27 protein-coding genes are annotated in these 26913 nt (G+C 62.0%); 12 read left to right on the top strand and 15 right to left on the bottom strand.

All coding sequences use genetic code 11. The features are described 5' to 3' along the window. Positions 1-5 precede the first annotated feature (5 nt). From xdhB to QTL56_RS08180, 3 genes are read right to left on the bottom strand one after another with little or no spacing between them, the layout of a single operon-like run. On the bottom strand, positions 6-2342 hold the full coding sequence (gene xdhB / locus QTL56_RS08190; RefSeq protein WP_245136326.1) for a xanthine dehydrogenase molybdopterin binding subunit: 2337 nt from the start codon (positions 2340-2342) through the stop codon (positions 6-8). 2 nt (positions 2343-2344) lie between these two features. Then, positions 2345-3814 (bottom strand): xanthine dehydrogenase small subunit, encoded by a 1470-nt coding sequence (gene xdhA / locus QTL56_RS08185; RefSeq protein ID WP_245136327.1) that lies wholly within the window; start codon positions 3812-3814, stop codon positions 2345-2347. A 27-nt stretch (positions 3815-3841) separates the two neighbouring features. Next, positions 3842-4615, bottom strand: coding sequence for a 3-hydroxybutyrate dehydrogenase (locus tag QTL56_RS08180; RefSeq protein WP_245136328.1), 774 nt, complete (start codon positions 4613-4615; stop codon positions 3842-3844). A gap of 233 nt (positions 4616-4848) precedes the next feature. On the opposite strand from QTL56_RS08180, the gene QTL56_RS08175 reads away from it, so the two are divergent. Together QTL56_RS08175 and map are read left to right on the top strand one after the other, a co-directional pair. Then, entirely contained in the window at positions 4849-5895 is a 1047-nt protein-coding gene (locus tag QTL56_RS08175) for an LLM class flavin-dependent oxidoreductase (RefSeq protein WP_245136329.1), read from the top strand. Between the two features lie 39 nt (positions 5896-5934). After that, a complete protein-coding gene (map, locus tag QTL56_RS08170) occupies positions 5935-6687 on the top strand; it encodes a type I methionyl aminopeptidase (protein ID WP_245136330.1) in 753 nt (250 codons plus the stop codon). 30 nt (positions 6688-6717) lie between these two features. On the opposite strand, the gene QTL56_RS08165 is transcribed toward map, so the two are convergent. Next, positions 6718-6954: a hypothetical protein gene (locus QTL56_RS08165; protein WP_229574257.1), complete on the bottom strand. Its 237-nt coding sequence runs from the start codon at positions 6952-6954 to the stop codon at positions 6718-6720. A gap of 213 nt (positions 6955-7167) precedes the next feature. Here QTL56_RS08165 and sbmA point away from each other — a divergent pair, with 213 nt between their 5' ends. Next, complete coding sequence (sbmA, locus tag QTL56_RS08160) at positions 7168-8448, top strand: peptide antibiotic transporter SbmA (RefSeq protein WP_229574256.1); 1281 nt, start codon at positions 7168-7170, stop codon at positions 8446-8448. Positions 8449-8651: 203 nt separating this feature from the next. On the opposite strand, the gene QTL56_RS08155 is transcribed toward sbmA, so the two are convergent. Next, positions 8652-9668 carry a polysaccharide deacetylase family protein gene (locus QTL56_RS08155; RefSeq protein WP_245136331.1) on the bottom strand — a complete coding sequence of 339 codons (1017 nt, stop codon included), beginning with the start codon at positions 9666-9668 and terminating at the stop codon, positions 8652-8654. 130 nt (positions 9669-9798) lie between these two features. Here QTL56_RS08155 and QTL56_RS08150 point away from each other — a divergent pair, with 130 nt between their 5' ends. The 3 genes from QTL56_RS08150 (at position 9799) to der (ending at position 12625) form a co-directional block, all read left to right on the top strand. Next, a complete protein-coding gene (locus QTL56_RS08150) occupies positions 9799-10377 on the top strand; it encodes an NnrU family protein (protein ID WP_245136332.1) in 579 nt (192 codons plus the stop codon). A 109-nt stretch (positions 10378-10486) separates the two neighbouring features. After that, complete coding sequence (locus QTL56_RS08145) at positions 10487-11158, top strand: tetratricopeptide repeat protein (protein WP_229574253.1); 672 nt, start codon at positions 10487-10489, stop codon at positions 11156-11158. A gap of 39 nt (positions 11159-11197) precedes the next feature. Next, positions 11198-12625, top strand: a complete 1428-nt coding sequence (gene der, locus QTL56_RS08140) for a ribosome biogenesis GTPase Der (protein ID WP_245136333.1) — start codon at positions 11198-11200, stop codon at positions 12623-12625. A gap of 9 nt (positions 12626-12634) precedes the next feature. Here the strand turns inward: der and QTL56_RS08135 are convergent, their stop codons facing one another. Beyond that, entirely contained in the window at positions 12635-13729 is a 1095-nt protein-coding gene (locus QTL56_RS08135; RefSeq protein WP_245136334.1) for a glycosyltransferase family 4 protein, read from the bottom strand. 190 nt (positions 13730-13919) lie between these two features. On the opposite strand from QTL56_RS08135, the gene bglA reads away from it, so the two are divergent. Together bglA and aac(6') are read left to right on the top strand one after the other, a co-directional pair. Then, positions 13920-15581, top strand: coding sequence for a beta-galactosidase BglA (gene bglA, locus QTL56_RS08130; protein ID WP_245136335.1), 1662 nt, complete (start codon positions 13920-13922; stop codon positions 15579-15581). 11 nt (positions 15582-15592) lie between these two features. Continuing rightward, entirely contained in the window at positions 15593-16030 is a 438-nt protein-coding gene (aac(6'), locus tag QTL56_RS08125) for an aminoglycoside 6'-N-acetyltransferase (protein ID WP_370660354.1), read from the top strand. Between the two features lie 4 nt (positions 16031-16034). On the opposite strand, the gene QTL56_RS08120 is transcribed toward aac(6'), so the two are convergent. After that, positions 16035-16823: a potassium channel family protein gene (locus tag QTL56_RS08120; RefSeq protein WP_245136337.1), complete on the bottom strand. Its 789-nt coding sequence runs from the start codon at positions 16821-16823 to the stop codon at positions 16035-16037. Positions 16824-17017: 194 nt separating this feature from the next. Continuing rightward, complete coding sequence (gene ade, locus QTL56_RS08110; protein ID WP_245136338.1) at positions 17018-18712, bottom strand: adenine deaminase; 1695 nt, start codon at positions 18710-18712, stop codon at positions 17018-17020. A gap of 365 nt (positions 18713-19077) precedes the next feature. Here ade and QTL56_RS08100 point away from each other — a divergent pair, with 365 nt between their 5' ends. Further along, positions 19078-19704 carry a glutathione S-transferase family protein gene (locus tag QTL56_RS08100; RefSeq protein WP_245136638.1) on the top strand — a complete coding sequence of 209 codons (627 nt, stop codon included), beginning with the start codon at positions 19078-19080 and terminating at the stop codon, positions 19702-19704. A 26-nt stretch (positions 19705-19730) separates the two neighbouring features. Here the strand turns inward: QTL56_RS08100 and QTL56_RS08095 are convergent, their stop codons facing one another. The 3 genes from QTL56_RS08095 to QTL56_RS08085 form a co-directional block, all read right to left on the bottom strand. Continuing rightward, complete coding sequence (locus tag QTL56_RS08095; RefSeq protein ID WP_245136339.1) at positions 19731-20600, bottom strand: aldose 1-epimerase family protein; 870 nt, start codon at positions 20598-20600, stop codon at positions 19731-19733. Between the two features lie 166 nt (positions 20601-20766). Next, entirely contained in the window at positions 20767-21132 is a 366-nt protein-coding gene (locus QTL56_RS08090; RefSeq protein ID WP_245136340.1) for a hypothetical protein, read from the bottom strand. 190 nt (positions 21133-21322) lie between these two features. Continuing rightward, positions 21323-21724 carry a rhodanese-like domain-containing protein gene (locus tag QTL56_RS08085; RefSeq protein WP_229574239.1) on the bottom strand — a complete coding sequence of 134 codons (402 nt, stop codon included), beginning with the start codon at positions 21722-21724 and terminating at the stop codon, positions 21323-21325. 152 nt (positions 21725-21876) lie between these two features. Here QTL56_RS08085 and QTL56_RS08080 point away from each other — a divergent pair, with 152 nt between their 5' ends. From QTL56_RS08080 to QTL56_RS08070, 3 genes are read left to right on the top strand one after another with little or no spacing between them, the layout of a single operon-like run. After that, on the top strand, positions 21877-22200 hold the full coding sequence (locus QTL56_RS08080) for an ArsR/SmtB family transcription factor (protein WP_229574237.1): 324 nt from the start codon (positions 21877-21879) through the stop codon (positions 22198-22200). After that, complete coding sequence (locus QTL56_RS08075) at positions 22197-22607, top strand: SRPBCC family protein (protein ID WP_245136341.1); 411 nt, start codon at positions 22197-22199, stop codon at positions 22605-22607. The genes QTL56_RS08080 and QTL56_RS08075 overlap by 4 nt, the downstream gene beginning before the upstream one ends. Before the next feature lie 47 nt (positions 22608-22654). Further along, a complete protein-coding gene (locus QTL56_RS08070; RefSeq protein ID WP_245136342.1) occupies positions 22655-22879 on the top strand; it encodes a hypothetical protein in 225 nt (74 codons plus the stop codon). A 216-nt stretch (positions 22880-23095) separates the two neighbouring features. On the opposite strand, the gene QTL56_RS08065 is transcribed toward QTL56_RS08070, so the two are convergent. The 4 genes from QTL56_RS08065 to QTL56_RS08050 form a co-directional block, all read right to left on the bottom strand. Beyond that, positions 23096-24202 carry a branched-chain amino acid ABC transporter substrate-binding protein gene (locus QTL56_RS08065; protein ID WP_229574234.1) on the bottom strand — a complete coding sequence of 369 codons (1107 nt, stop codon included), beginning with the start codon at positions 24200-24202 and terminating at the stop codon, positions 23096-23098. Between the two features lie 178 nt (positions 24203-24380). Then, on the bottom strand, positions 24381-24653 hold the full coding sequence (locus QTL56_RS08060; RefSeq protein ID WP_229574233.1) for a hypothetical protein: 273 nt from the start codon (positions 24651-24653) through the stop codon (positions 24381-24383). A gap of 256 nt (positions 24654-24909) precedes the next feature. Then, the gene (gene aptA, locus QTL56_RS08055; protein ID WP_245136343.1) at positions 24910-26238 is read right to left on the bottom strand and encodes an omega-aminotransferase AptA; all 1329 of its coding nucleotides are present in this window, start codon (positions 26236-26238) and stop codon (positions 24910-24912) included. 341 nt (positions 26239-26579) lie between these two features. After that, positions 26580-26897, bottom strand: coding sequence for an ArsR/SmtB family transcription factor (locus QTL56_RS08050; RefSeq protein ID WP_229574231.1), 318 nt, complete (start codon positions 26895-26897; stop codon positions 26580-26582). Between the last annotated feature and the right edge of the window lie 16 nt (positions 26898-26913).

The raw sequence follows: 26913 nt of genomic DNA, 5'->3' as shown, positions 1-26913 counted from the left end.
GCCCATCAAGCCCGTTTCAACCTCTCCACCGCCATCAGCACGCGCTCCGGCGTGGCGGGAGCGTCCAGCTTCGGGCAAACGCGGTATTCCGCGACCGAGGCCACAGCCATTGAGAGCGCTTCGAGCACCGAGATCGCCAGCATGAAGGGCGGTTCGCCGACGGCCTTGGAGCGGCCAATGGTCGGTTCGGTATTTTCCGACCACGGCACGAGCTTCGTGTTGAAAATTTTCGGCCGGTCGGAGGCGAGCGGGATCTTGTAGGTGGAGGGCGCGTGGGTGCGAAGCCTGCCCTTGCCGTCCCACCAGAGTTCTTCGGTCGTCAGCCAGCCCATGCCCTGAACGAAGCCGCCCTCGATCTGGCCGATATCGATGGCCGGGTTCAGCGACTTGCCGACATCGTGGAGAATGTCGGTGCGGTCCATCAGATATTCGCCGGTGAGCGTATCGATCGAGACTTCCGAGCAGGCCGCACCATAAGCGTAATAATAGAAGGGCGTGCCGCGACCGGCGGCGCGATCCCAATGGATCTTCGGTGTCTTGTAGAAACCCGCTGCCGAGAGCTGGACGCGGCCAAAATAGGCCTGTTTGACGAAGTCGCCAAAGGAGAAGATCTGCTCGCCAACGCGCACGCGGTTGGGCAGAAACTCGACGTCGGCGGACGGGACGCCGTATTTCTCGCAGGCAAACGCGACCAGCCGTTCCTTGATCTGGCGGGCGGCGTCGAAGGCGGCCATGCCGTTCAGGTCGGAGCCGGAGGAGGCGGCGGTGGCCGAGGTGTTCGGCACCTTGGTGGTCGTGGTGGCGGTGATCTTCACCGTGTCGACATCCACCTGGAAACAGTCGGCGACGACCTGGGCGACCTTGGTGTAGAGGCCCTGGCCCATTTCGGTGCCGCCATGGTTCAGATGGATCGAGCCGTCCTGATAGATATGGACGAGTGCGCCGGCCTGGTTGAAAGCGGTCATGGTGAAGGAGATGCCGAACTTCACCGGCGTGAGCGCGATGCCCTTCTTGATGACCGGGCTTGTCCTGTTGAAGTCGATGATCGCCTGACGACGCGCTTGATAATCGACCGAGGTTTCGAGTTCCTCGACGACCTTCAGGATGATGTTGTCTTCCACCTGCTGGTGGTACGGCGTCACGTCGCGGCCCGAGCCCTTCTCGCCATAGAAATTGGCCTTGCGCACCTCCAGCGGATCCTTGCCCAGTGCATAGGCAATCTCTTCGATCACGCGCTCGCCGCCGAGCATGCCCTGCGGCCCTCCGAAACCGCGATAGGCGGTGTTGGAGACAGTATGCGTTTTCAGCGGTTGCGAGGTCAGCGTCACATGCGGGTAGAAATAGCTGGAATCGGCATGGAAGAGGGCACGGTCGGTGACCGGGCCGGACAGATCCGAGGAATACCCGCAGCGGGCGGCGAAGTTCGCCTCGATCGCGTGGATCTTGCCGTCGCCGTCGAAGGCGACGTCGAAATCCATCTTGAAATCGTGGCGCTTGCCGGTGACGCCCATGTCCTCGTCGCGGTCAGGGCGAATTTTCACGGCGCGGTTCAGCTTTTTGGCGGCCAGGGCCGCCAGTGCTGCGAACTGGTTGCCCTGGGTTTCCTTGCCGCCGAAGCCGCCACCCATGCGTCGTGTATTCACGGTGATGGCATTGGAAGGAATGTCGAGAACATGGCCGACGATGTGCTGGATCTCGGAAGGGTGCTGGGTCGAGGACCAGACGGTGACGTCGTCGTCCTCGCCGGGGATGGCGAGCGCGATATGGCTTTCAAGATAGAAGTGCTCCTGGCCGCCAATGCGCATCGAGCCCTGGATGCGGTGGGCCGCCTTGTCGAGTTCCGTCTCCGGCGTGCCGCGCTTCAGCGTCATGCCCGGCGTCACCAGCGGCGCGTCGTTTTCAAGTGCGCCATCGATATCGGTCCAGAAGGGCAGGTCGCGGTAGTCGACTTTGGCGAGACGGGCCGCCTTCCGGGCTATGTCGCGGGTCTCGGCGATCACGGCGAAGATGGTCTGGCCGTGAAATTCAATCTTGTCCGTTGCGATCAACGGCTCGTCGTGCCGGCCGCCGGAGGAGACGTCGTTGACGCCGGCAATGTCGGCTGCCGTCAGTACGCAGACGACACCCGGATAGGATTTCACCGCCGAAAGATCGATTGTCAGGATCTCCGCATGGGCGCGGTCGGCCATGCCGAGCGCGCCGTGCAGCAGGCCTGCGGGTTCGGGAATGTCGTCGATATATTCGGCACTTCCGGCGACATGCTTGTGTGCTGAATCATGCCTGAGCGACTGGTGCATCGGCCCCTTGATGTATTTCGTCGTCTCGTAGGTCGCCTTGTCCATGATCAAGCCTCCTCCGTCGCGAAGCGCTGCAGTTCCTGCGGGGTGCCGGACACTTCGAGGAAAAACCGCGTCAGCAGGTTCTTCGCCGTCAGTTGACGGTAGTCGGCCGTGGCGCGCCAGTCGGTGAGGGGCTGGTAGTCGCGGTCGAAGGCGTCGCGCGCGGCATCGACCGTCGCCTGGGTAAACGGCTTTCCATAAAGTGCTGCCTCTACCGACCGTGCCCGCTTTGGCGTGCCTGCCATGCCGCCAAAGGCGATGCGGATGTGGGTGACCACGCCATCAGCATCGGTCTCCAGATGGAAGGCTCCGCAAAGAGCCGAGATGTCCTCGTCGCGGCGCTTGGTGATCTTGTAGACGGCCACATGGCTTGTCGCCTTGGGACGCGGGACGAAGAGGCTTTCGACGAATTCGCCCGGCTGCCGGTCCTGCTTGCCGTAGTCGATGAAGAAGTCCTCGAGTGGCATGGTTCGTGTGCCTGAGGTCGAGCGCAGCGTGACGGTGGCCGACAGTGCGATCAGCGCCGGAGGGCTGTCGCCGATCGGCGAGCCGTTCGCAATATTGCCGCCGATCGTGCCCATGTTGCGCACCTGCTGGCCGCCGATGCGCTCGATCAGGCGGCCGAAGGCTGGAATTTCCCGGCGCAGGATCTCGAAAGCGCTGGAATAGCTGACGCCGGCGCCCAGCGTGATGCCCTCGGGCTTGACGGTGGTCCTTTGCAGGTCTTCCAGATGATTGATGAAGACCACGGGATCGAGAACGCGCATTTGTTTGGTAACCCAGAGGCCGACATCGGTCGCACCGGCGACGACGGTTGCCTTGGGATGGGCGGCGAGGGTGTTCGCCAGGGCTTCGACGCTGCCGGGCACCACCAGGGTGCGGCCATCGCAGCCATTCACCAGGATGGTCTCATGGCTGACCAGCTCTTCCAGCCGCGCGATGATTTCGGCGCGTTCGCGTTCCAGCGGGTCGAAGAGGGCAGATGGCCGGATGCGAGCCACCTGTTCGGCGGCCTTGACGATGGGCTCGTAGCCCGTGCAGCGACAGAGATTGCCTTGCAATGCCCGCTCGATTTCGGCGCGGCTGGGGTTCTCCGAGGTGAGCCAAAGCCCGTAGAGCGACATGACGAATCCCGGGGTGCAGAAGCCGCATTGCGAGCCATGGCAATCGACCATGGCCTGCTGCACAGGATGCAGCGTGCCGTCCTTCGCCGCCAGATGCTCGACCGTCACGACATGGGTTGCGTTCAGCGAGCCGACGAAGCGGATGCAGGCATTGACCGTTTCATATACGAGCCGTCCCGAGACGAGGCGTCCGACCAGGACCGTGCAGGCGCCGCAATCGCCTTCCGCGCAACCTTCCTTGGAGCCCGTCAGCCGGCGCTTCAGGCGCAGGAAGTCGAGCAGCGTCTCGGTCGGGTCGAGGCTGGAAAGGGCGATGTCTTCGCCGTTCAGGATGAAACGAATGCTGGTCATGAACTGCCTTTGTGTGCGGATGCCGCGTTACTGCGCGGTCCAGCCGCCGTCGATCGAAATGGAGGTGCCGGTGATCTGCCTGGCTGCATCGCTGGCGAGGAAGATGGCGGTGGCCCCTACCTCCTCGATGGCCACGAATTCCTTCGTCGCCTGCAGACGCAGCATCACATCCGTCTTCACCTCTTCCTCGGAAATGCCGCGGGCCCTGGCCGTATCGGGGATCTGCTTTTCCACGAGCGGCGTCAACACGTAACCGGGGCAGATGGCGTTGATGGTAATGCCGAATTCTGCCAGTTCCAAGGCAACGGACTTGGTGAGGCCCATGATCCCGTGCTTTGCGGCGACATAGGCCGATTTGTAGGGCGAGGCCACCAGCGCATGGGCGGAGGCGACATTGATGATGCGGCCCTTTTTCTTCGCCTTCATGCCGGGCACGCAGGCGCGGATCGTGTGGAAGGAACTGGTCAGGTTGATTGCGATGATCTGGTCCCATTTGTCGATGGGAAAATCCTCGACCGGCGACACATGCTGGATTCCGGCATTGTTGACGAGCACGTCGATGCCGCCAAAAGCCGTCTCGGCAGTGGCGATCAGGTCGGCAATCTCTGCCGGTCTGGTCATGTCGGCGCCGTGATAGATCGCCTTGCCGCCATGGGCTTCGAGCGCCTTGCGGTTTGCCTCGATCTCCTCAGCCGGGCCAAAGCCGTTGATAACGAGGTTCGCGCCTTCGGCTGCGAAGGCTCTGGCAATGCCGAGCCCGATCCCACTGGTCGATCCGGTGACGACGACGGTTCTTGCCATGCCATTCTCCCTTTTTAGGCCTTTTGCGACGCAATACGTGTGCGAAGTTATGCTTAAAGGCGGAGCACTGGCAATCGCGATTTTGGCGGAGGGCTGCATTGCTTGAGGTCCGGCAAAGCGGATGCTGAGACCTGTTCGTTCGTCACTTCGAAACAGTCCGTCACCCCGCCGCGGTTTGCAGGACGTCGCATCACCATCTATCTCTGGCACAACGATACAGCGAGAGAAAACCCATGGAACTCGGCCTATACACCTTCGCGGATGTCGATCCGAATGCCGCAAACAAGGGCGCGGAAGCCAAGCGCCGCGTCGATGAGCTTTTGGCCGAAATCCGGCTGGCGGACGAAGTCGGCCTCGATGTTTTCGGTCTCGGGGAGCATCACCGTCCCGATTACATGGCCTCCTCGCCGGCGACGATCCTCGCGGCCGCTGCCGTGCAGACAAAAAACATTCGGTTGACCAGCGCGGTTTCGGTTCTCTCTTCCGATGATCCGGTTCGCGTTTTCCAGCAATATGCCACCGTCGACCTCCTCTCCAATGGCCGGGTCGAGATGATGGCCGGCCGCGGCTCCTTCATCGAGAGCTTCCCGTTGTTCGGCTACGACCTCGAAGACTATGACCTGCTGTTTGCAGAGAAGCTGCAGTTGTTGATGGAAATCCGCGAAAACGAGATCGTCACCTGGGAGGGCCAGACCCGCAAGCCAGTTCACGGCCGTGGCGTTTATCCGCGGCCGCTGCAGGATCCGCTGCCGCTGTGGATTGCGATCGGCGGCACGCCGCAATCGGCCGCGCGGGCCGGCTATCTCGGCCTGCCGTTGGCGCTCGCCATCATCGGCGGCGAGCCGCATCGCTTTGCGCCTATGTTTGATCTCTACCGTCAGAGTGCGGCGAAAGCCGGCGTCGATCCGTCGATGCTGAAAGCCAGTATCAATGTGCACGGCTTCATTCATGACACGACCCAGTCTGCCGCCGACATCTTCTATGCGCCCCAGGCCGTCGTGATGGACCGGATCGGCCGCGAGCGCGGCTGGGGTCCGACCAACCGGGCGCAGTTCGATGCCTCGCGAGGGCCTAAAGGTGCGCTCTTTGTCGGCGATCCCGAGGCCGTGGCCGAAAAGATCGTTGCCATGCACGGCATATTCAAGAATGACCGCTTCCTGATGCAGATGGCGATTGGCCCCATGCCGCATGTCGAGATCATGCGCGGGATCGAGCTGTATGGCACAAAAGTAGCGCCCCTGGTGCGCAAGGCGTTGACGGAGAAGGCGTCGGCTGCGTAAGCACGAAAGCCTCAGCCGAAGAAGCAGCGAAGGACCAGCATGATCGTTGAAACCGAAGAGGACCTCGTCCATCTCAAAGACATCGGGCGCATCTGCGCGACGGCGGTCAAGGTGATGGCGTCGGCGCTGGAGCCTGGGATCACGACCCGCGAGCTGGATTTGATCGGCCGCAAGGTTCTGGAGGAAAACGGCGCGCAGTCGGCGCCGGAGCTCTGCTACAAATTCCCCGGCGCCACCTGCATCTCTGTCAATGAAGAGATTGCCCACGGCATTCCGGGCGACCGGGTGATCAAGGCGGGTGACCTCGTCAACATCGATGTCTCGGCCGAAAAGCTCGGTTATTTCGGCGATACCGGTTCCTCCTTCATCGTTCCGCCGGTGACGACAAAACAGGAACGGCTGCTGCGTGACGGCAAGCGCGCGCTGTGGGTCGGGCTGAACCAGGTGAAGACCGGGCGGCCGCTGGCCGATATCGGCAATTCGATCGGTGCCTTTGCCAGGAAGAACCGCTACACGCTAATCACCAATCTCGCGAGCCACGGTGTGGGCCGTTCGCTGCACGAGGAGCCGACCGAGCTGTCGACCTGGCCGGATCCGGACGAAACACGGATCATGGAGGAGGGGCTTGTCTTTACCGTCGAGCCGTTTCTCTCGCTCGGTGGCCAATGGGCCGAGGATGGCGACAAGGACAACTGGACGCTCTACAGCGAGCCGCGGGCGCCCACCGTGCAGTTCGAGCACACGATCGTGGTGACGAAAAACGGCCCGCTGGTGCTGACGCTCGCCGATTGAGGCGAGCGTTTGATCGCAAGGATTGCTGGCTTATTCCGACTTCGCAAAGCCGACCGCAACACCCTTCTTCTTGAAATAGGACTGCATGATCTTGCGGCCCTGACGGTTTGACTGGGCAAGCTTGCCTGGCTCGAACACCGCTTCCTTGACGCCTTCCCGGGACATTGCGGCCTTCAGGGCAGCAATGTGAAGGTCGATTTCTTCATTGTCGTTGTTGATCGAGGTGTAGATGTTGTCGATCGCCTGCTGCAGGCTGAGGTCGCTCATGGTGCACTCCTGAAAAAGCTTTGGGACTTCCCTAGCGATTTTTGGGCGGGAGGCAAGGGAAGCGTAAATCTCCAGGCTTTGCCTATTCTTACAAACCCGTAATTTTCGCGGGGGTAATTCCGCCACAATTTGGCGATGCCATTGCTGGACGGTACCTTCTGCCCTAGGTTCCGCCAGACTCTACAGGACTTCTCCTTCACGAAGGTTTCCCGCGTGTTTCATTCCTTCTTTCCCCGGCCCAGGCTGTTCTTCACCTCGGCGGCTGTGTGGACTCTCGTCTGCATCATCGTCTGGTACTCTGTTGGCCCGCAGATCGGTGCCGCGATCGGCTTGCCGCCGCTCGCCGAAGGGCAGCAGCCGCCGGTCGGGCTCGCCTTCTTCTTCACGCCCGACAATCTGTGGTTCTACCTCTACTTCACCATTTTCGTGGTGCTCTTCGGGGCCGTCTGGCAGGTGATCGCCAAGGATCATCCCTGGACCAACTGGTCGATCTGGGGCTCGGCCTTCATCATCTTTATCGCCTATTTCAGCGTGCAGATCTCGGTCGCGGTCAACAACTGGCGCGGTCCCTTCTTCGACCTCTTCCAGAAGGCGCTGAACGGGGACGGGACCGTCACCGCTGGCCAGCTTTATGAGCTGCAGCTGCGATTCCTCGAAATCGGCATGGTCGGCGTGACGCTCTCGGTGTTCACGGCCTTTTTCACCAACCACTATGTCTTCCGCTGGCGCAATGCGATGAACGACTTCTACATGTCGAAGTGGGACAAGCTGCGTCACATCGAAGGTGCTTCGCAGCGTGTTCAGGAAGACACGATGCGTTTCGCCAATATCCTCGAAGGCCTCGGCGTCGCCCTGATCAATTCGGTCATGACGCTGGTCGTCTTCCTGCCGATCCTGTTCCGCATGTCGGAAAATGTGAGCGAGTTGCCGATCATCGGTGCCGTTCCGCATGCCTTGTTCTGGCTTGCAATCCTGTGGTCGGCGTTCGGAACGATCTTGCTGATGGTCGCCGGTATCCGTCTGCCGGGCCTGCAGTTCCGCAACCAGCGCGTCGAGGCGGCCTTCCGCAAGGAACTCGTCTATGGCGAGGACGATGGGGATCGGGCCCAGCCGGTGACGGTGCGCGAACTCTTCTCCAATGTTCGCCGCAACTATTTCCGCATGTACTGGCACTACACCTATTTCAACGTCGCCCGGTATACGTATGGGCAGCTGGACGCGATTTTCCTGACCTTCATCCTGATCCCGACCATTGTTGCCGGCAAGATCACCATGGGCCTCTGGCAGCAGATCGCTACGGCCTTCGGTCAGGTCACGGACAGTTTCCAGTATCTCGTCAGCTACTGGTCGACGATCATCGAGCTTCTGTCGATCCACAAGCGTCTCGCGGCTTTCGAGGCTGCCATCGATGGTGACCCGCTTCCCGAGATCGACCAGCGTTATCTCGAGCGCGAGGCCGCCGAAGGCGAGATCGCTGCGGATCGTCCGTACTGACCTCAGGCCGGTATCTCTGGCAAGGGAAAGGCCGCGCGGGGAAACCGGCGCGGCCTTTCACTTTCATCGGCTTCATGAAGAGCGCTCTGTCCCGATTGGGGAAGCGCAACAGGCCGATGGCCGCAGCCGATCTGCATGCCGTTCCTCAAGGTTGAGTGGCCGCTTGTCGGGCGTGCCGGCGGGCAAGCAAACCTGTCACGCGATCACATGGCGCCGGGCGCGGTCGTGGAGCCATCCCGGTCTTCCAGCATGGCAAGCGCTTGGGCATAGGTGACGCAGGCGACGTCGGGCAGGGGGCAGACTTCGGCCACCAGCCGTTCCATCGCCGCCCAATAGGCGCCGCCGTTCATCTCGACGAAGTGCAGGCCGATCTGCAGCGGAATTCGATCTCCCCGATATTGACGATCGAAGGCTTGCCTGAAGGCTTCGTAGCTGCGCCCGGCGAATTCGTCGCCCTTCGACGGATGGTCAATGCCGGCCGAATGGCGGATGAAGAGATTGTAGTCCATGGCGATGATGCGCCGCTCTTTCGGCCCCTCCGGGATCAGCGGCAGGCCGAATCCGGCAAGGCCGCCCTTTGTCACCGGCAGGGCCGGGTCATGGGTCACCACGCTTGCATCATAGCGGAAGCCGTGCTCGCGCTCGGCCTGGAACAGGCTGTCAGGGGCGGAAAGATAGGGCGCGCGAAATCCGGTGATGTCGTTCTTCACGAAGTCCGCCCAGTCCTTCGGTTCACGGTCGGCGAGGCCATTGTCCTTCCACGCGTTGAGAAGAACCCTGTCGAAGGTCTTGAATTCCGTCTGCCACTCGGCCGTCGTCCAGCCCTTGCCGTCGATGTGGCCACAGGTGTGGCTGGCGATCTCGTGGCCTTCCGTTTTGGCATTCCAGATGTGGTCGAGCCTGACGGCGACCTCCTCGACATCGGTTGCAAAGCCGATATTCGAGCGTCCGGCCTTCATGCCCGGAGCCTTGTAGTCGCCGGCGCGGGCGCGCGGGATAAGTGTGGTGCAGGAAAGGAAATAGGTGAAATGCGCATTGGCACGCTTTGCAATCTCGCGGCTTCGCGCCCAGAGCCGGTTGTCATGCGCGCCATCGAAAGAAACGAGCAGGATCTGCTTCGGCCTGTCCCTGCCAGCGCCATTTGACGCAGGGGCCGGGGCTTCGGCAAGCGCCGTCGTGGCGGCCAGGGCAAGGGAAAAGGCCATCAAGTATCGCAACATCGCAAAAACACCCGGCAATCAACAAGGCGTGCTGCGTCCCATCCAAATGCGGCGAAGCTTTGAACGCTCTGGAAATTCGAACGCCAGACCAGTAAGGCTTTGGGCAACTCGACCTGAAAGGTTCTGATCCATGACGCTTCTCATTCTCGGCATCATCCTGTTTCTCGCCACCCATCTGATCCGCGTCGTCGCGCCCGGTTTTCGGCTGTCGATGATCGAGCGCTTCGGCGAGACCGGCTGGCGGGTGATCAATTCGGTGATGAGCCTCCTGTCGCTGATCATCCTGATCTGGGGCTATGCGACAGCGCCGTTCATCAATCTCTGGTTCCCGCCTGCCGGCATGAACCATCTGACGACAACGCTGATGCTGTTTGCCATGATCTGTCTGGTCGCCGGTTTCCTGCCGGCCGGACATATCGCGACGAGGACCAAGCATCCGATCGTGCTGTCGATCAAGATCTGGGCCGCCGCCCATCTGCTCGCCAATGGCGATCTGGCCTCGGTTCTCCTGTTTGTCGCGCTCCTTGCCTGGGGCGTTGTTCTCAGGATCAACTACAAGCGGCGGGTTCGAGACGGTGATCTGGTGCTCAAGCCCTTCGTTTCGGCGCGCTGGGATGCGATTGCCGTGGTCGGCGGTATCGTGGTTTGGGCTGTCATCACCATGTGGCTGCACAAATTGTTGATCGGTGTTGCACCACTCGCCATGTGACGGCTTAAGCCTGTTGGCGGTTTTCCCCTTACAAGCGGGCAAAAATCGGCTAGAAGGCCGCTCACGCATGAGACTGTATCGAAAGGCCGGCATTTGTCCGGGGGTATGAATGGTTGATCAGAACGACAGCTTTATCCGCGAAGTGAACGAGGAGCTCCGCTCCGACCAGGTGCGCAATGCCTGGAAGCGCTACAGCCGCCTGATCATCGGTGCTGCCGTGGTGATCGTTCTCGGCACGGCCGGCCATCGGCTCTGGACCCACTGGGACTCGACCCAGGCATCAGATGCCGGCGACAAGTTCCTCGCGGCACTGACGCTGGCCGACCAGGGCAAGCGCGATGAGGCGGAAGCCGCATTGCAGGCGCTGGAACAGGACGGTTACGGTGCTTATGGAATCCTGGCACGTTTTCGCGCCGCTTCGGTCCTGGCCGAAAAGGGAGAGCCCGCCGGCGCCATCGCGTCCTTCAAGTCGATCGGCGACGATGCCGCGATCCCGGATGCCGTGCGCAACACGGCGAAGGTTCGGGCAGCCTGGCTGCTCGTCGATACCGGTTCCTACGAAGACGTCTCTGCCATGGTTGAAGCCATGGCGACGCCGACCAATGCCATGCGTCATGCCGCCCGCGAAGCGCTGGGGCTTGCCGCTTACAAGGCCGGTGACATGACCCGCGCCCGCGAGTGGTTCGAACAGATCATCGAAGACGCGGAAGCCCCGCGCAATGTCGCCAACCGGGCCCAGATGATGCTCGACAACATCAAGGCCTCCGGCAAGGCGCCGTAACAACAACAAGGCCTTGAAGGCCGGAAAGCTAGCGTTCCCATGAGTTTCACAGTCGCCATCGTCGGTCGCCCGAATGTCGGCAAGTCCACGCTCTTCAACCGCCTCGTCGGGAAGAAGCTGGCGTTGGTCGACGATACCCCCGGCGTCACCCGTGACCGCCGTCCGGGCGAGGCCAAGCTCGTGGACCTGCGTTTCACCATCATCGATACGGCCGGTCTCGAAGAGGCCGGGCCTGAGACGCTGCAGGGGCGCATGCGCGCCCAGACGGAAATGGCCATCGACGAGGCCGATCTGACGCTGTTTGTCGTCGATGCCAAGTACGGCCTGACGCCTGTCGATCAGGCGCTTGCCGAAATGCTGCGCCGTCGCGGACGGCCCGTTGTGCTGGTGGCCAACAAGTCGGAGGCGCGCGGCTCGGATGCGGGCTTCTACGACGCCTATACTCTGGGACTCGGCGAACCGGTGCCGATCTCAGCCGAACACGGCCAGGGCATGATCGACCTGCGCGACGCGATCGTCGAAGCGATCGGCGAGGAACGCGCCTTTCCCGAGGACGAGGATGTCGCCGAGACGAATGTCCTTCTTCCGCAGGACGATGACCTCGACGGCGAAGAAGACGAGGTTGAACCCGAATATGACGAAACCAAGCCGCTGCGCGTTGCGATCGTCGGCCGCCCGAATGCCGGAAAATCGACACTGATCAACCGCTTCCTCGGTGAGGACCGGCTGCTGACGGGCCCCGAGGCAGGCATCACCCGCGATTCGATCTCGGTTGAATGGGACTGGCGCGGCCGCACCATCAGGATGTTCGACACCGCCGGCATGCGTCGGAAGGCGCGCGTGCAGGAAAAGCTCGAAAAGCTGTCCGTCGCCGATGCGCTACGCGCTATCCGCTTTGCCGAAACTGTCGTCATCGTCTTCGATGCGACCATTCCGTTCGAAAAGCAGGACCTGCAGATCGTCGACCTCTGCCTGCGTGAGGGCCGCGCTGCGGTGCTCGCCTTCAACAAGTGGGATCTGATCGACGATCCACAGGCGTTGTTGACGGAACTGCGCGAGAAGACCGAGCGGCTTCTGCCGCAGGCGCGCGGCATCCGCGCCATCCCGATGTCCGGCCAGACCGGTTACGGGCTCGAGAAGCTGATGCAGAATATCATCGACACCGACAAGGTGTGGAACAAGCGCATCTCGACCGCCAAGCTCAATCGCTGGCTCGACGCTGTCACGACCCAGCATCCGCCACCGGCGGTCTCCGGCCGTCGCTTGAAGCTGAAATACATGACCCAGGTCAAGGCCCGCCCGCCGGCCTTCATGATCTCCTGCACGCGTCCCGATGCGCTTCCGGAAAGTTATGTGCGATACCTGACCAATGGTCTGCGCGCCGATTTCGACATGCCGGGCGTGCCGATCCGCATCCACTTCAAGGCGGGCGAAAACCCGTTCGAAGGGCGCAAGAGGCGCCGCTGATCCGGGCTGTCACTCGGTGGCGGGATGTCCGTGGGCGTCCAGCTCTGCCGGGCGGGCTCCAAAACGCTGCCGCAGGCCCCGCTTGCGGCGCTGCTCCTTGGCTTCCACGACATTGTCGAAGAATTGTTCGGTGGCCGCTTGCCAGGAATAGGTCTCGGCCAGCCCGCGGGCCGAAGCAGGCGACGCTTTCAGGGCTGCCATGCAGGCGATTGCGAGGTCGTGATCGAGTGCGCCCGCGTTTGAACCTGCCGGGATGATGTCGATGGGCCCGGTCACCGGGTAGCCGGCCACGGGCACGCCCGAAGCGAGCGCTTCCAGGATCGTGTTGCCGAAGGTGTCGGTTTTCGACGGGAAGACGAAGACATCGGCCTGCGAATAGGCGCGGGCCAGATCCTCTCCATGCTTTACCCCGGTGAACAGCACATCTGGATAGCGTGCCTGCAAGTCGGCGCGGGCCGGTCCATCACCCACGACCACTTTCGAACCGGGCAAGTCGAGATCGAGGAAGGCCGGAAGGTTCTTCTCCACTGCGACGCGGCCGACCGTCATGAAGACCGGGCGGGCAAGGCCGAAGGGTCTTTCGGCCTTTTCGCGCGGGCGGAAGAGAGCGGTGTCGATGCCGCGGCTCCAGAGGCAGAGATTATTGATGCCCCGAGCGGCCAGTTCCCGCCGCAGGCTCTCGGTGGCCACCATGCAGGCGCCGCCGCGATTGTGAAACCAGCGTACAAAGGCATAGAGCCAGGACAGCGGTACCGGCAGGCGGGCCGCGACATATTCCGGAAACCGGGTGTGATAGGTGGTGGAAAAGGGGCGCTTGTTGCGCAGGCACCAGTGCCGCGCCATGAGCCCCAGCGGGCCTTCGGTGGCGATATGCACATAATCCGGCTGCTGCGCCTCGATCATGCGGCCGATTCGGCCGGGAAGCGCGAGCGACAGCCGGATTTCCGGATAGGTCGGCATCGGAATGCTGCGGAACTGCTCCGGAGTGATCATCGACACCTCGATGCCCATCTTGTGCAGCTCGCGGTTGGTGGTCTCTATGGAGCGGACGACACCGTTCACCTGCGGGTGCCAGGCATCGGTGACGATGGTCAGTCTCGGCATGGCGTGTCCGCCCTCATCCGATCGGCCGCCCAAGCGGCGATTCTGCTTCACAAGCTCTTCCCGCCTTATGGGAGGGGAAGATTACAGCTTCATGTCAGTGCGCGCAGAGGGGCGTTTGACTTTGGCGACACAAGTCGGTTGCCTAGAGTTCGACGCCGTTCGAGATCGATTCCCGCCGAAGGACACGCCCATGACCAAGTCTCACTCCAAGGCCGCCCGTTCCAAGACTGCCGACTGGTGGCGGGGTGCCGTCATCTATCAGGTCTATCCGCGCTCCTTCCAGGATACGGATGGCGACGGTATCGGGGATATCAAGGGCATCATCGAGCGGCTGCCTTATATCGCCTCCCTCGGGGTCGATGCCATCTGGCTCTCGCCCTTCTTCACTTCGCCGCAGGCGGACATGGGCTACGACGTGTCGGACTATTGCGACGTCGATCCGATGTTCGGGACGCTTGCCGATTTCGACCAGATGATGACGGAGGCAAAGCGGCTCGGGCTGAAGGTGATCATCGATCAGGTGATCTCGCACACGTCCGACCAGCATCCCTGGTTCAAGGAAAGCCGCACCAGCCGCGACAATGCGAAAGCCGACTGGTTCGTCTGGGCCGCTGCCAAACCCGATGGTACCGCGCCCAACAACTGGCTGTCGGTCTTCGGTGGTCCCGCCTGGGAATGGGACGGCGTTCGCAAGCAATATTACATGCACAACTTCCTTGCCTCGCAGCCCGACCTCAACTTCCACAATCGCGAGGTTCAGGACGCGGTTCTGGATGCGGTGAAGTTCTGGCTCGACCGGGGCATTGACGGCTTCCGGCTCGATACGGTCAATTACTATTTCCACGACAAGGAACTGAGGGACAATCCGCCCCACGTGCCCGACAGTGAAGAGGCCGGGCTCGATGCGCCCGATGTGAACCCTTACGGCATGCAGAGCCATCTCTACGACAAGACCCAACCGGAGAATATCGAGTTCCTCAAACGCTTCCGGGCGCTGCTCGACCAGTATCCGCATCGCACCACGGTCGGCGAGGTCGGCGACGGGGCACGCTCCCTGAAGACGGTGGCGGCCTATACGTCCGGCGGCGACAAGCTGCACATGTGCTACACCTTCGACCTGCTCGGGCCCGACTTCACCCCGAGCCATATCCGCCACTGCGTCGAAAGCTTCCAGAAGCAGGTGAAGGACGGCTGGGTCTGCTGGGCCTTTTCCAATCATGATGTGACACGGCATGTCAGCCGCTTCGTCCAGGAAGCCGGCGAGCGGGTGGCGGTGGCCAAGCTTGCGGCCTCCGTGCTTGCGGCCCTGCGCGGCTCGATCTGCCTCTATCAGGGCGAGGAGCTGGGCTTGCCGGAGGCGGAGCTGACCTTCGAGGATCTGCGCGATCCCTATGGCATCCGCTTCTGGCCGGCCTTCAAGGGGCGCGATGGATGCCGCACGCCGATGGTCTGGGAAAAGGGCAAGGCTCATGCCGGCTTTTCCAGCGCGAAGCCCTGGTTGCCGGTGCCGGTCGAGCACCTGTCACTCGCTGTCGATGCCCAGGAGAAGGATGCAGGCTCGGTGCTTGCGCATTACCGTGCCACGCTCGCCTTTCGCAAGCAGCACGAGGCACTGCTCGACGGTGACATGCATTTCGTCGCGACCAATGAGGATGTGCTTGCCTTTGTCCGGACGCACGGTCCCGAACGTCTTCTCTTCGTCTTCAATCTGCGGCGCGGACCGCAGATCTTGACGGTCCCCAACGGAGATACCGTGCAGGAAATCCTCTCCATGCCCGGCCTGAAGGGCACGGTGGTTGATGGCGAGATCAGGCTCGGACCGCTCGACGGCATCTGCGCGAGGGTGTCGTGACGGGGCATTTCGTGCGCATAGCCGGGCCTCGGGATCTTGATGCCTGGACCGATCTGCGCCATGCGCTCTGGCCGCACCTCGCGCTCGACGGTCATCGGGGGGAAATCGCCGAGGCGCTGGAGAAGCCGGAGCGGCTCGTCGCCTTCCTCTGTTTCGATCCTGACGGACGGGCCATCGGGCTTGCCGAGGCCAGTATCCGCTTCGACTATGTCAACGGCTGCCAGACATCGCCTGTCGCCTTCCTTGAAGGCATCATCGTTCTGCCATCTGCACGCCGGACCGGAGTTGCGCGATTGCTTGTGTCGGCCGTCAGCGATTGGGCGCGGTCGATGGGCCTGAGCGAACTCGGCTCCGATGCCAGTCTCGACAATACGACGTCCCATGCCATGCATGCGGCACTCGGTTTCGACGAAACGCAGCGTGTCGTCTATTTCCGCAAGGCACTTTGAACGATCACAGCCCGTCGTCGGGGATGTTCAGTGTGTGGCCGCAGGCCTTGCAGTGGACCGCGTCCGCATCGTGCCGCTGCAATCCGCATTCGGGGCAGGGGAATGTCACCTTGTAGGGGCGGACAATCGACTGGGCCAGCCGAACGAACAGGGAGATGCCGATGATCATGGTCACGATCGACGTCAGCTTGCCGAAGGGGCCGGGCAGGGTGATGTCACCGAAGCCGGTCGTCGTCACCGTTGCCACGGTGAAGTAGAGCGCATCGATGAAGCCGGTACCGGCATCTTCAGCATAGAAGAAGAAGGTATAGACGAAGCCCGTCACCAGGAAGAGGAAGACGAAGAGGTTGATGAAGGACGTGACCACATCCGTCTGTTCCTTCAAGCCCAGCCTGCGCAGCATCAGCGTGAAGATCGGCCGCTGGGCCACTGCCCAGATGCGGGCAACGCGCAGGAAGGCGAAGTTGAACAGCCATTGCGGAAAGAGCAGCGTGCCGAGCACGAAGATGTCGACCCAGGTCATCGGCCGCATCAGGAAGCCGCGGGTCGTGCGCGAGGCCGCCAATTGGGCAAGGATCTCGACCGCGATCCAGGCCGCGATGGCATAATCCAGGATGAGGTAGCTCGGCCGGTCACGCAGATAGGGGCCGGCAAGGAAGAAGCCGATGATGGCGAGGTCGATCACCATCAGTGCGAACTGGAAGCGGATGGCGCCGGTGGAGCGCCCGTAGTACAGGCGCGTCAGGCGCTGGCGCAGGGGAATTGTCTGATGGTTCTCGGTGTCGGATACCATGGAGCCTCGTCAGAAGTGGGAACAGAATTGCATGACGACAAGCGTCTGGTCTTCACCTGCGCCGACAACGGCGTAGACATTCCTATGTTCCTGCGTGATGCGGCAGGACCATGGGCCTTTTACCACGTTGTGATCAATGACAGGCCAGTTTGTCATGGTCGACAAGGGAGCGGATCCAGACCCAGATCCCATCCTCACCCGATCAGCCTGAACTGGTCGACATCGACCATGCCCTTGTCGGAAATCTTCAAATGCGGAATGACCGGTAGTGGCAGGAAAGCGACCTGGAGGAATGGCTCTTCGAGAGTCGTTCCAAGGGCATAGGCCGATTTTCTCAAGTCGTGCAACGTGTCGCGCACGCTCTCATAGGGTTCGAGACTCATCAGGCCGGCGACGGGGAGCGGGATTTCGCCGGTCACCTTGCCATCCTCCACCACGACGAAGCCGCCCTTGATTTCGCCCAGCCTGTTTGCCGCGAGCGCCATGTCTTCCTCGGAGACGCCGACGACGCAGATATTGTGGCTGTCATGGCCGACGGTCGAGGCGATCGCGCCCTTCTTCAGGCCAAAACCCTGAACGAAGCCGTTGGCATGGTTGCCGTTCTTGCCATGACGCTCGATGACGGCGACCTTGATCACATCGTTTTCGAGATCGACGGCGGTCTGGTTGCCCGAGGTCGGCAGGCGGTAACGGCGGTGTTCGGTGATGATCTTGCCGGGCATCACGCCGATGACGGGCGTCTCGCCTTCCGCGACCGGCACGCCGAAATCGGCGGCCTTGACGATACGCGCCTGGACGCTGTCGAGGCCGACCGGAGCCACGTCCTTGCGTGCGGCGAAGAGGGCGTCGGTCACCCGGCGACCGGCGGAAAACACCATCTCGGCCTTGCAGTTCTCCAGTGAGTCGATGACGACGAGATCGGCGCGCCAGCCTGGCGCCACGAGGCCACGATCGCGCAGGCCGAAGGCGCGGGCGGCCGAGATCGACGCGGCACGATAGACGGCGAGCGGCTCGACGCCATGTCTGATCGCCTCGCGGATCATGTAGTCGAGATGCCCCTGTTCGGCGATGTCGAGCGGGTTGCGGTCATCGGTGCAGAGCGCCAGGAATGGCGACAGCCGCTCGGTGAGGATCGGCATCAGCGCGTGCAGGTCCTTGGACACCGAGCCTTCGCGCACAAGGATATGCATGCCCTTGCGGATCTTTTCCATGGCTTCGGCCGCCGTCGTGCATTCGTGATCGGTGCGGATGCGGGCGGAGAGATAGCCGTTCAGGTCCCGGCCCGAGAGCAGCGGCGAATGGCCGTCGATATGGCCGTCCTGAAAGGCCTCGAGCTTGGCCATACAGATCGGATCCTTGTGGATCACGCCCGGAAAATTCATGAATTCGGCAAGTCCGATGACCTTCGGATGGTCGCGGAAAGGCAGAAGACGTTCGATCGGCAGATCCGCGCCCGAGGTTTCCAGGTGCGTCGCCGGCACGCAGGAGGAGAGCTGGACGCGGATGTCCATGATCGTCTGTTCGGATGAATCGAGGAAGAACTGAATGCCTTCCGTGCCCAGCACATTGGCGATCTCATGCGGATCGCAGATGACGGTCGTCACGCCATAAGGCAGGACGCAACGGTCGAATTCATGCGGGGTGACCAGCGAACTCTCGATGTGCAGATGGGTGTCGATGAAGCCGGGCACGACGATCTTATCCGTGATGTCGATGACTTCGCGACCTTCATAATCCTCGATGGTCCCGATGATTGTCTCGCCGGATATCGCGATATCGGAGGTGACGAGCTCGCCCGTGACCAGATCGAAGAAGCGCCCGCCCTTCAGCACGATATCCGCCGGCTCGCGGCCGGTGCCCTGGTCGATGCGGCGTGTGAGGTCGGTCATGCATGCGTCTCCGATTCCATCTGTGAGGTACCAGTCTAGTGGCAAGGCTCGTCAAACGAAACTCCGGTTTAGCACCTGCTCGGGTTACGCGAATGCCGATCGTTCTGCTGCGCCGAAGAGCACTGGGTCAGCGGCGAATATCTGGAGGTATTTCCACCTTAAAAGCTGGTGTCTACCCATGCCTGGGAACTGCCCGATGGTCGAGGATCACCGGAGACAGTTGTGACCGTGGATCTGGTCGAATAGGATGGCGGCACGCTGATGAAGGTTCGCCAGGCATTCTTCGATAGTACGGCTGGGGCGTTCGAACGGCTGGCCGAGATCCTATCGGATACGGATAGAGGGGGTGAGTTCCGATGACCGCCATGAAGCTATTCTATTGCGAGACGCTCAACCCACGAAAAGCCTGCGCTGCAGCGCGCTATCTCAATGCGGATCTCGAATTTGTGCGCGTCGACTTGGCGAATGGCGAGCAGCGAACGCCGGAGTTCCTGGCGCTCAATCCCAATGGGAAAGTCCCGGTTCTGCAATATGGCGACGGACAAAGCCTGTGGGAGGCGAATGCGATCATGTGTTTCTTGTCGGACATGACGGGCGCGGATTTCTGGCCGAAGGACGACCGACAACCCGATGTGATGCGCTGGCTCAGCTGGGACGCGAGTCATTTCACGTTGCATGCGGCGACACTGTGGTTCGAAAACGAACTTAGGCCGCTGTTCGGGCAAGCTCCTGATCCTGCTGTCGTCGAGCAAGCCGAACTCCAGCTCCGGCAGTTTGCTCAGGTACTGGACAGCCATCTCGCACATAGGATCTTCGTCGTCGCCGATCGCCTGTCCGTTGCGGATTTCGCACTGGCCGCGGCTTTACCCTATTGGAGGTCAGCGCGATTGCCGCTTGACGACTTCGAACATATCAAGCGCTGGCATGATCAGCTCAACACGATCCCCGCCTGGCGGGAGCCGTTCCCCGCGAGGCCAAGCGCCGGCGGGTGATGACGGCGCATCACCGCGACATGCATTCAGCGACCGATCTCGACTGAAAACCCGAACCGCATCGCATCTCCCGCCGCCAGCGCCAGCGTGTAAGGCCGTTCGACCAGTTCCGCCGTGCCGCCGGCATGCGCCGCCATGCCATGCCAGGGCTCGATGCAGAGGAAGGGCGCGCCGGGCTTTTGCCAGAGCGCAATATTGGGCAGGTTCTGGAAGGTGAAGAAGAGCGAGGGGCCGCCCTCGGCGCCGTAGGTGAGGGCGGTTCCCCCGCCTTCCGGAAAGATGAGCGCATCGTTGTCGAACAGCGAATGCGAAAGTTCGAGCCGGCCGGCCTTGAAGGGAGAGGTCGGCAGCGTTTTTCCAATCAGCCCGTCTTCGAGCTGCACCACGCCGGGCTCGGCGCCATTGTCGAGTGTCACCGCATGAAGTTTGTTCTCCGCGCCCGGGAGCGGCCAGAGAAAGGCGGGGTGAAAGCCGATGCCGAAGGGGAGGGGTGTGTCGCCCGTGTTCTCGACAGTGGCAGTCACCGACAGTTTGCGGCCGTCGAGGCGGTGCTCCAGCGTCAGGCGGAAATCGAAGGGGTAGACTGCGCGGGTCTCGGATGTGGATGCGAGTTCGTGGCAGCAGGCGTTCGTGTTCTGCTCGACGAGCGTGAACTCGCGGCGCCGTGCGATGCCGTGCTGGGCCATGGGATAGGTCGTGCCATTGACCGCCAGCATATCCCCCGGCGCCTTGCCGACGATCGGAAAGAGGATCGGCGAGCGCCCGGTCCACCAGGTCGCGTCGCCGTTCCACAGCCAGTTTCGGCCGTCGGCCGTCTTCAGGGACTGCATCTCCGCGCCGAGCGTGGATACCTCGACGATGAGGTCTGCGTTTTCGATGCGAATCGTATGGGGCATGGCGGTCCTCGTCTGTTTGGCGGCATCCTAGAGGGATTGCCGGCAAAGTGCGACGCGGATGTGTCGGGGCCGGATGGTCGCGGGCGAATGTGCCTGTGCGGCTCAGCCGTTTGTCGGCTCAGTCGATATCGACCTCACGGCGCAAGCGATAGGCGGCGGCACGCTGTCAGACGATCACGACGCGGTTGCCGAAGGGCGTGTCCTCGTCGAAGTTCTGGGTGCCGATGCGCTCGCTCTCTCCGGAAAGGCGCGGTTCATCATTGCCATCTGCGAGCGGATCGGGCGTCTCCGAGGGATCAGGCCACTGGCGCGGCGATAGCGCGTGTCGGGTCTCACCATTGTCACTTGGCGCGCCGTTGCGCGCCCGCTCTTCTTCGGCCTGGCGATGCCGCTCCTCGATGTCATGATTGATCTTCGACTGACGGGAGGCGACCCAGGCGCTCATGGGATCGGAATCGAGGTTCAGAGTTGACCCTGCTTCCGTCTGGCTGGAGGCTTCACTGCTGGACGTGCGGCTTATGCGTTCGACCATGATTGTCTCCTGACGAGACGTGCCCTTGGCCCCCGGCCTTTGACATGATGTCATCGACACGACGGCGGCGGGCGGCGGCGCTTGATCGACCAGGCCTGATGCAGTCATTCGCAAGGGGCTGCGGTCGTGCGGCTTTCAGGCTTCAAGATAGGGCAATTGCTGCCGGCGTTCAACCGGCGGCCGACAGCGCTCATGTCTTCACCTTCGCCGCCACGGGCTCCACCGGCAGTCCGGCGTTTCGCCAGGCGGTCAGGCCGCCTTCGAGATGGCAAACCGTTTCCAGCCCCATCTCCATTGCCGTCTTTGTGGCGAGCGCCGAGCGCCAGCCGCTGGCGCAGAAAAACAGGAACAGCTTGTCTTCGGCAAAGACAGGCTTGTGGTAGGGGCTTTCGGGATCGATCCAGAATTCCAGCATGCCCCGCGGGCAGGAAAAGGCATTCGCAATCGTTCCCTCTCTTTCGCGCTCGCGGGGGTCGCGCAGGTCGACGAAAACGACATTGCTCGCGCCAAGGAGCCTGCCGGCTTCGCTCGGCGAAACAGCCTCGACCAAATCCTCTGCTTCCGCCAACAAGGTTTTGTATCCCTTTTTCATCTCAGCTCCTCGGCCCGCCATCGGGACGAAGTCTAACATAGCCGTGAACCCTGTCACCGGCGTTGATCGCGTAGGTGGTCGCAGTGCCGGATTGACAATCAAATAACTCTACGGTTATAAGAGATCCATAGCCACGGAGTTATGGATTTCGCATGGATATCTCGACCGACAGTCTCTTTTCCGCCCTGGGCGACCCGACCCGACGGGGGCTATTCGAACGACTTTGCCGCGATGGCGCACAGACCGTCGGTGCGCTGACCGCTGGTGCTGGCGTTTCGCAGCCTGCCGTTTCCAAGCACCTCGCCGTTTTGAAGCGCGCGGGTCTGGTGGAGGACCGGGTCAGCGGCCGCCAGAGCCACTACAGCGTGCGCAGTGAGGGTCTCGATCCGCTTGTCGCGTGGGCGCGACAGATGGAAGGCTTCTGGGAGGCTCGTTTCAATGCGCTCGATGATCTCCTAGACAGGATGGACCAATGACCGACCGCAGCACAGAAAGTCTCTCCGTCGTTGTCGAGCGGGAGTTTCGCCATGCGCCAGAAAAGATCTGGCGCGCGCTCACCCAGCCCGAACTCATCGCCGAGTGGCTGATGCAGAACGCATTTGCCCCGGAGGTCGGCCATCGCTTCACGCTCTGCGCCGACTGGGGCTCGGTCGATTGCGAGGTCCAGGTGGTCGAGCCTGCCAGACGTCTCGCATATAGCTGGAACTCCGGAGCCTTGAAGAGTCTCGTGACCTGGACACTCACCCCGAGCGCGTCTGGAACGCTCCTTCGCATGGAGCAGACCGGCTTCCGACGTGACCAGCCGCAATTCTATGGCGGCGCCAAAATGGGCTGGCCGCGCTATTTCGACGGCCTCGAAGCCGTCCTCGGCCGGGTCGCGTAGACACGGCCCCATCACTATCACCGTCGTTCTTTCATGAAAGGATTGCCATGTCCGCAAGTCACCGTATTCGCCAATGGCACCGATGGCTCTCGCTGGCCTTCACGATAGCCGTCGTCGCCAATATCGTCGCCATGATGATCCCGGGTTCACCGCAATGGATCGGATTTTTGGCGCTCGTGCCACTGCTGCCGTTGCTCGCGACGGGCATCTATCTCTTTCTGCTGCCCTATCGGCGCAAAGCGGCAGGGCAGAAGAACACCTTGTCTCATTGATGCAGCCGTGGTCAGGGCCTGCGTACTGTCTCATGGACGCACATACCGCCGCCGATGCCCCGATCTCCTGTTCGACGCCGAATGCATCCTGTGCTCGGCCAATGCACAATTGGTGCTCAGCCGCGATTGGCTGCGGCAATGACAAGGCCCCAGATTCCCAGACCAAAAAAGGCGGCCCTTCCGGACCGCCTTTCCTGTGTCTGATCGTCTGCAGGCTTACTCGGCGGCGACCGCCTGGCCACCGTCCCACTTGTAGAGCGAAAAGCTCTGCGAGGTGAGGTCGCCGGTTTCGCCATAGGTGAGCTTGCCGATGGCGGTCGGAATTTCCGTACCGTCCTTGAGGGCTGCCGCAACTGCTTCAGCGTCGTCTGCGCTGCCGGCTTTTGTGATGCCGGCGGCAATCACTTCGACGGCAGCATAGGCGTTGAGCGTGAACGCTTCGGCCGGGATGTTCTTGGCGGCAAGGGCAGCAGACGCTGCCTTGCTGTCTTCGTTCTTCAGCGCATCGGCCGCATTGGTGAAGATGACGCCATTGGCAGCTTCGCCGCCGATGGTGGCAAATTCGGTGCTCGACAGGCCGTCACCGCCGATCAGGGTCGCGGCTACGCCGATGTCCTGCAGCTGGCGCGAAAGGAGGCCGGCTTCCGGATAATAGCCGCCGAAATAGATCACTTCGACGCCTTCCGCCTTGAGACGGGTGGTCAGCGCGCTGAAGTCCTTTTCGCCCGGGGTGAGGGCGTCGTTGAAGACTTCCTCGATGCCGGCGGCATTCAGCGTTGCCTTGAAGGCGTCGGCGAGACCCTTGCCGTACTGACCCTTGTCATTGAGGATCGCGACCTTCTTGTCCTTGAAGTTGGCCACGACGTAGGCCGCGGCCACTTCCGCCTGCTGGTCGTCACGGCCGCAGGTGCGCAGGACCGTCGACAGGCCACGGGCGGTGAGATCGGGCGCGGTTGCGGTCGGGGTTACCATCAGGGCGCCGTTTTCGGCGAAGACGTCGGAGGCTGGAACGGCAACGCCCGAGGTCACCGGACCGACGACGAACATCACGCCGTCACCGACCAGCTGGTTGGCAGCCGATACGCCCTGCTTGGGCTCTCCGGCATCGTCGGCGACCTTGAGCGAAACCTGTTCGCCGTTGATGCCGCCCTTCTTGTTGATTTCCTCGACCGCGGTCTCGGCGCCGTTCTTCACCTGGGCGCCGACGGCGGCCAGCGGGCCCGTCAGTGGCGCCATGAGCCCGAGAACGATGTCGGCACGGGCGGCGGGGGCTGCAGCGATCAACGCGGCCAGAGCCGCGCTGGCGAGAAAATGGATTTTCATGTCCTGCTCCTTGGGTTGGCGCGAGCGATCTATGTCGGTTTTCGCGCCATTCGGGTTCTTTTGTTGCTCCCCACGGTTGGTTTAGACAAAAACCGGCTGCGACAAAAGACCTGATGCTGCGGCGTGTGATCACGCCACAGCTTTGTCAGGGCAGGATAAACTCGCGCCTGGACGTCTGTCAGAGGCTGAGGACGCGACCGCCGAGACCCTGGCCTTCCGACTCGAATCCAGCCTTTTCCGCGGCTGCATCCTGTTCGCGACGCAGCGCCAGTTCGGCCATGGCGATCTGCTGCAATTCGAAGAGATCATTGCTGATCTGCGCCCGGCGCGCCGCAAGGCGGGCCTCGTCGGCGCGGGCCGCCGAAATCGCCTCCGGCTCCGGGGCAATCGCAGTTCGAGGTATGGAAGGGGACACGTCTTTACCGAACATGCGCTTGAAGAGGTCGACCACGGAAATCCTCCCGGGACCTGATCCGGTTGCGGCATTCGCGACCTGATGTCGGAGATATCGCTTCCGGATGGGCTTTCAGTCGTCGTTCGAGCCTTTCGCGGTCATCTGCGCCAGGATCGAACGTGCGATTCCCCGGAAGATACGGGATGGCGGATCAGTGGACAAGCATGGCGCGCGCCGCGTGGTCAGCCTCGCGCAAGCCCCGACAAAAAAGCGGCCCCGAAGGGCCGCTTTGGGAGTGCCTGCAAGGCAGGGTTCAGATGTTGTTCATCAGCACCTTGCGCAGCTTGTCGAACAGTTCGTCGATCTGCTCATGGGTGATGATCAGCGGTGGCGACAGCGCGATGATGTCGCCCGTCGTGCGGATCAGGAGGCCGTCATTGTAGGCCTCGAGGAAGGCGTTAAAGGCGCGCTTTGTCGGTTCGCCGTCGATCGGTTTCAATTCGATCGCGCCGATCAGGCCGAGATTTCTGATGTCGATGACATTCGGGCAATCGCGCAGCGAATGCAGCTTCTCTTCCCAATAGGGCGCGATGTCGGCCGCACGGGTAAGCAGGTTCTCGTCGCGATAGGTGTCGAGGGTGCCCAGGGCTGCGGCCGAGGCGATCGGATTGCCGGAATAGGTGTAGCCGTGGAAGAACTCGATCATGTGATCGGGGCCGGTCATGAAGGCGTCGTGGATCTCGGCCGTCACGAAGACCGCACCCATCGGGATGACGCCATTGGTCAGGCCCTTGGCGGTGATCATGATGTCGGGTTTCACGTCGAAATACTGCGACGCAAACGGGGCGCCGAGGCGGCCGAAACCGGTGATGACTTCGTCGAAGATCAGCAGGATGCCGTGTTTGCTGCAGATCTCGCGCAGGCGCTGCAGGTAGCCCTTCGGCGGGATCAACACGCCGGTGGAGCCGGCAACCGGCTCGACGATGACAGCGGCAATCGTCGATGCGTCGTGCAAGGTCACGATGCGCTCCAGCTCGTCGGCGAGATCGCCGCCATGCTCCGGTATGCCCTTGGTGAAGGCGTTCTTTGCCAGCTGGTGGGTATGCGGCATGTGATCGACGCCGGTCAGAAGCGTGCCGAACATCTTGCGGTTGGAGACGATGCCGCCGACGGAGATGCCACCGAAATTGACACCGTGATAGCCGCGTTCGCGGCCGATCAGCCGGGTGCGGGAGCCTTGTCCCTTCACGCGCTGATAGGCGAGCGCCACCTTGAGCGCCGTCTCCACCGATTCAGAACCGGAATTGGTGTAGAGAACATGCGCCATGTTGTCGGGGGCAATGTCGATCAGGCTGTTGGCCAGTTCGAAGGCCTTGGGATGGCCGAGCTGGAAGGCCGGCGCATAATCGAGCTCGCCGGCCTGCTCGCGAATCGCTTCCGTGATCAGCGGGCGGCAGTGACCGGCATTGACGCACCAGAGGCCGGCGGTGCCATCAAGCACCTGGCGGCCGTCATGGGTGGTGTAGTGCATGTCCTTGGCGCCGACGAAAAGGCGTGGCTCCTTCTTGTACTGGCGGTTCGCGGTGAACGGCATCCAGAAGGCGCGCAGGTCGTTCGGCGTGGAATTCAGGCGGTTAGACATCGTGTTCTCCATGGCCCTTTGGTCGCGGGCGGCCACTCTCCCGGCTGTCAGCCGCTAAGGCCGAAATCCGTTGATTGCGCCGCCACGTTAGCAGGGCGCAAGGCATGGTCAACCCACCGGCAAGGGTGCATCAACAATGGTCATGGATCGCTGAATTCGGGTGATGGAAGGACGCTGCCGGTGGTCTGCCGCCGGCGCCGCGCTTCGGCAAAAATGCAAGAAGCCCCGTGGGCGTTCGCCCACGGGGCTTCTCGATTTCTCAAGTCGCAAGAGATCAGGCTCGCCAGCGCGCCGGGACGGGTTCTCCGTTCCGGATCGTCACGCCTTTGGGAGCGCTGTCATCAAGCGGCGGACTTGCTCGCTACCGGAGGGCAATAGATGCTTTCCAGGGTAGAAAGGATCTTGATCACCGACTCGGAAGTCGAGGAATAATAGATGGTCTGCGCGTCGCGCCGGGTCTTCACGAGCTTCTGTGCTCGAAGCTTCGACAGGTGCTGCGACAGAGCCGACTGGCTCAGGCCCACCTGGGTCGCCAGAACGCCGACAGGAACCTCACCCTCAACGAGGCTGCAGAGGATCATGAGTCGCTTCGGGTTTGCCATGGCGGAGAGCAAGCCAGCCGCGACGGTCGACTGTTCGGACAGTGCTTTTGTTTTCATCTCAGTTCAACTTTCC

This window comes from Peteryoungia algae (genome assembly GCF_030369675.1).
In the GTDB taxonomy this organism is placed as follows: domain Bacteria; phylum Pseudomonadota; class Alphaproteobacteria; order Rhizobiales; family Rhizobiaceae; genus Allorhizobium; species Allorhizobium algae.
This window is presented reverse-complemented; position numbering and strand designations above follow the sequence as displayed.

Bases quoted from the DNA above. Each gene is read 5' to 3' on its own strand.
- xdhB (WP_245136326.1), bottom strand. From the start codon at position 2,342: ATGGACAAGGCGACCTACGAGACGACGAAATACATCAAGGGGCCGATG.
- xdhA (WP_245136327.1), bottom strand. From the start codon at position 3,814: ATGACCAGCATTCGTTTCATCCTGAACGGCGAAGACATCGCCCTTTCC.
- QTL56_RS08180 (WP_245136328.1), bottom strand. From the start codon at position 4,615: ATGGCAAGAACCGTCGTCGTCACCGGATCGACCAGTGGGATCGGGCTC.
- QTL56_RS08175 (WP_245136329.1), top strand. From the start codon at position 4,849: ATGGAACTCGGCCTATACACCTTCGCGGATGTCGATCCGAATGCCGCA.
- map (WP_245136330.1), top strand. From the start codon at position 5,935: ATGATCGTTGAAACCGAAGAGGACCTCGTCCATCTCAAAGACATCGGG.
- QTL56_RS08165 (WP_229574257.1), bottom strand. From the start codon at position 6,954: ATGAGCGACCTCAGCCTGCAGCAGGCGATCGACAACATCTACACCTCG.
- QTL56_RS08155 (WP_245136331.1), bottom strand. From the start codon at position 9,668: ATGTTGCGATACTTGATGGCCTTTTCCCTTGCCCTGGCCGCCACGACG.
- QTL56_RS08150 (WP_245136332.1), top strand. From the start codon at position 9,799: ATGACGCTTCTCATTCTCGGCATCATCCTGTTTCTCGCCACCCATCTG.
- QTL56_RS08145 (WP_229574253.1), top strand. From the start codon at position 10,487: ATGGTTGATCAGAACGACAGCTTTATCCGCGAAGTGAACGAGGAGCTC.
- der (WP_245136333.1), top strand. From the start codon at position 11,198: ATGAGTTTCACAGTCGCCATCGTCGGTCGCCCGAATGTCGGCAAGTCC.
- QTL56_RS08135 (WP_245136334.1), bottom strand. From the start codon at position 13,729: ATGCCGAGACTGACCATCGTCACCGATGCCTGGCACCCGCAGGTGAAC.
- bglA (WP_245136335.1), top strand. From the start codon at position 13,920: ATGACCAAGTCTCACTCCAAGGCCGCCCGTTCCAAGACTGCCGACTGG.
- QTL56_RS08120 (WP_245136337.1), bottom strand. From the start codon at position 16,823: ATGGTATCCGACACCGAGAACCATCAGACAATTCCCCTGCGCCAGCGC.
- ade (WP_245136338.1), bottom strand. From the start codon at position 18,712: ATGACCGACCTCACACGCCGCATCGACCAGGGCACCGGCCGCGAGCCG.
- QTL56_RS08100 (WP_245136638.1), top strand. From the start codon at position 19,078: ATGAAGCTATTCTATTGCGAGACGCTCAACCCACGAAAAGCCTGCGCT.
- QTL56_RS08095 (WP_245136339.1), bottom strand. From the start codon at position 20,600: ATGCCCCATACGATTCGCATCGAAAACGCAGACCTCATCGTCGAGGTA.
- QTL56_RS08090 (WP_245136340.1), bottom strand. From the start codon at position 21,132: ATGGTCGAACGCATAAGCCGCACGTCCAGCAGTGAAGCCTCCAGCCAG.
- QTL56_RS08085 (WP_229574239.1), bottom strand. From the start codon at position 21,724: ATGAAAAAGGGATACAAAACCTTGTTGGCGGAAGCAGAGGATTTGGTC.
- QTL56_RS08080 (WP_229574237.1), top strand. From the start codon at position 21,877: ATGGATATCTCGACCGACAGTCTCTTTTCCGCCCTGGGCGACCCGACC.
- QTL56_RS08075 (WP_245136341.1), top strand. From the start codon at position 22,197: ATGACCGACCGCAGCACAGAAAGTCTCTCCGTCGTTGTCGAGCGGGAG.
- QTL56_RS08070 (WP_245136342.1), top strand. From the start codon at position 22,655: ATGTCCGCAAGTCACCGTATTCGCCAATGGCACCGATGGCTCTCGCTG.
- QTL56_RS08065 (WP_229574234.1), bottom strand. From the start codon at position 24,202: ATGAAAATCCATTTTCTCGCCAGCGCGGCTCTGGCCGCGTTGATCGCT.
- aptA (WP_245136343.1), bottom strand. From the start codon at position 26,238: ATGTCTAACCGCCTGAATTCCACGCCGAACGACCTGCGCGCCTTCTGG.
- QTL56_RS08050 (WP_229574231.1), bottom strand. From the start codon at position 26,897: ATGAAAACAAAAGCACTGTCCGAACAGTCGACCGTCGCGGCTGGCTTG.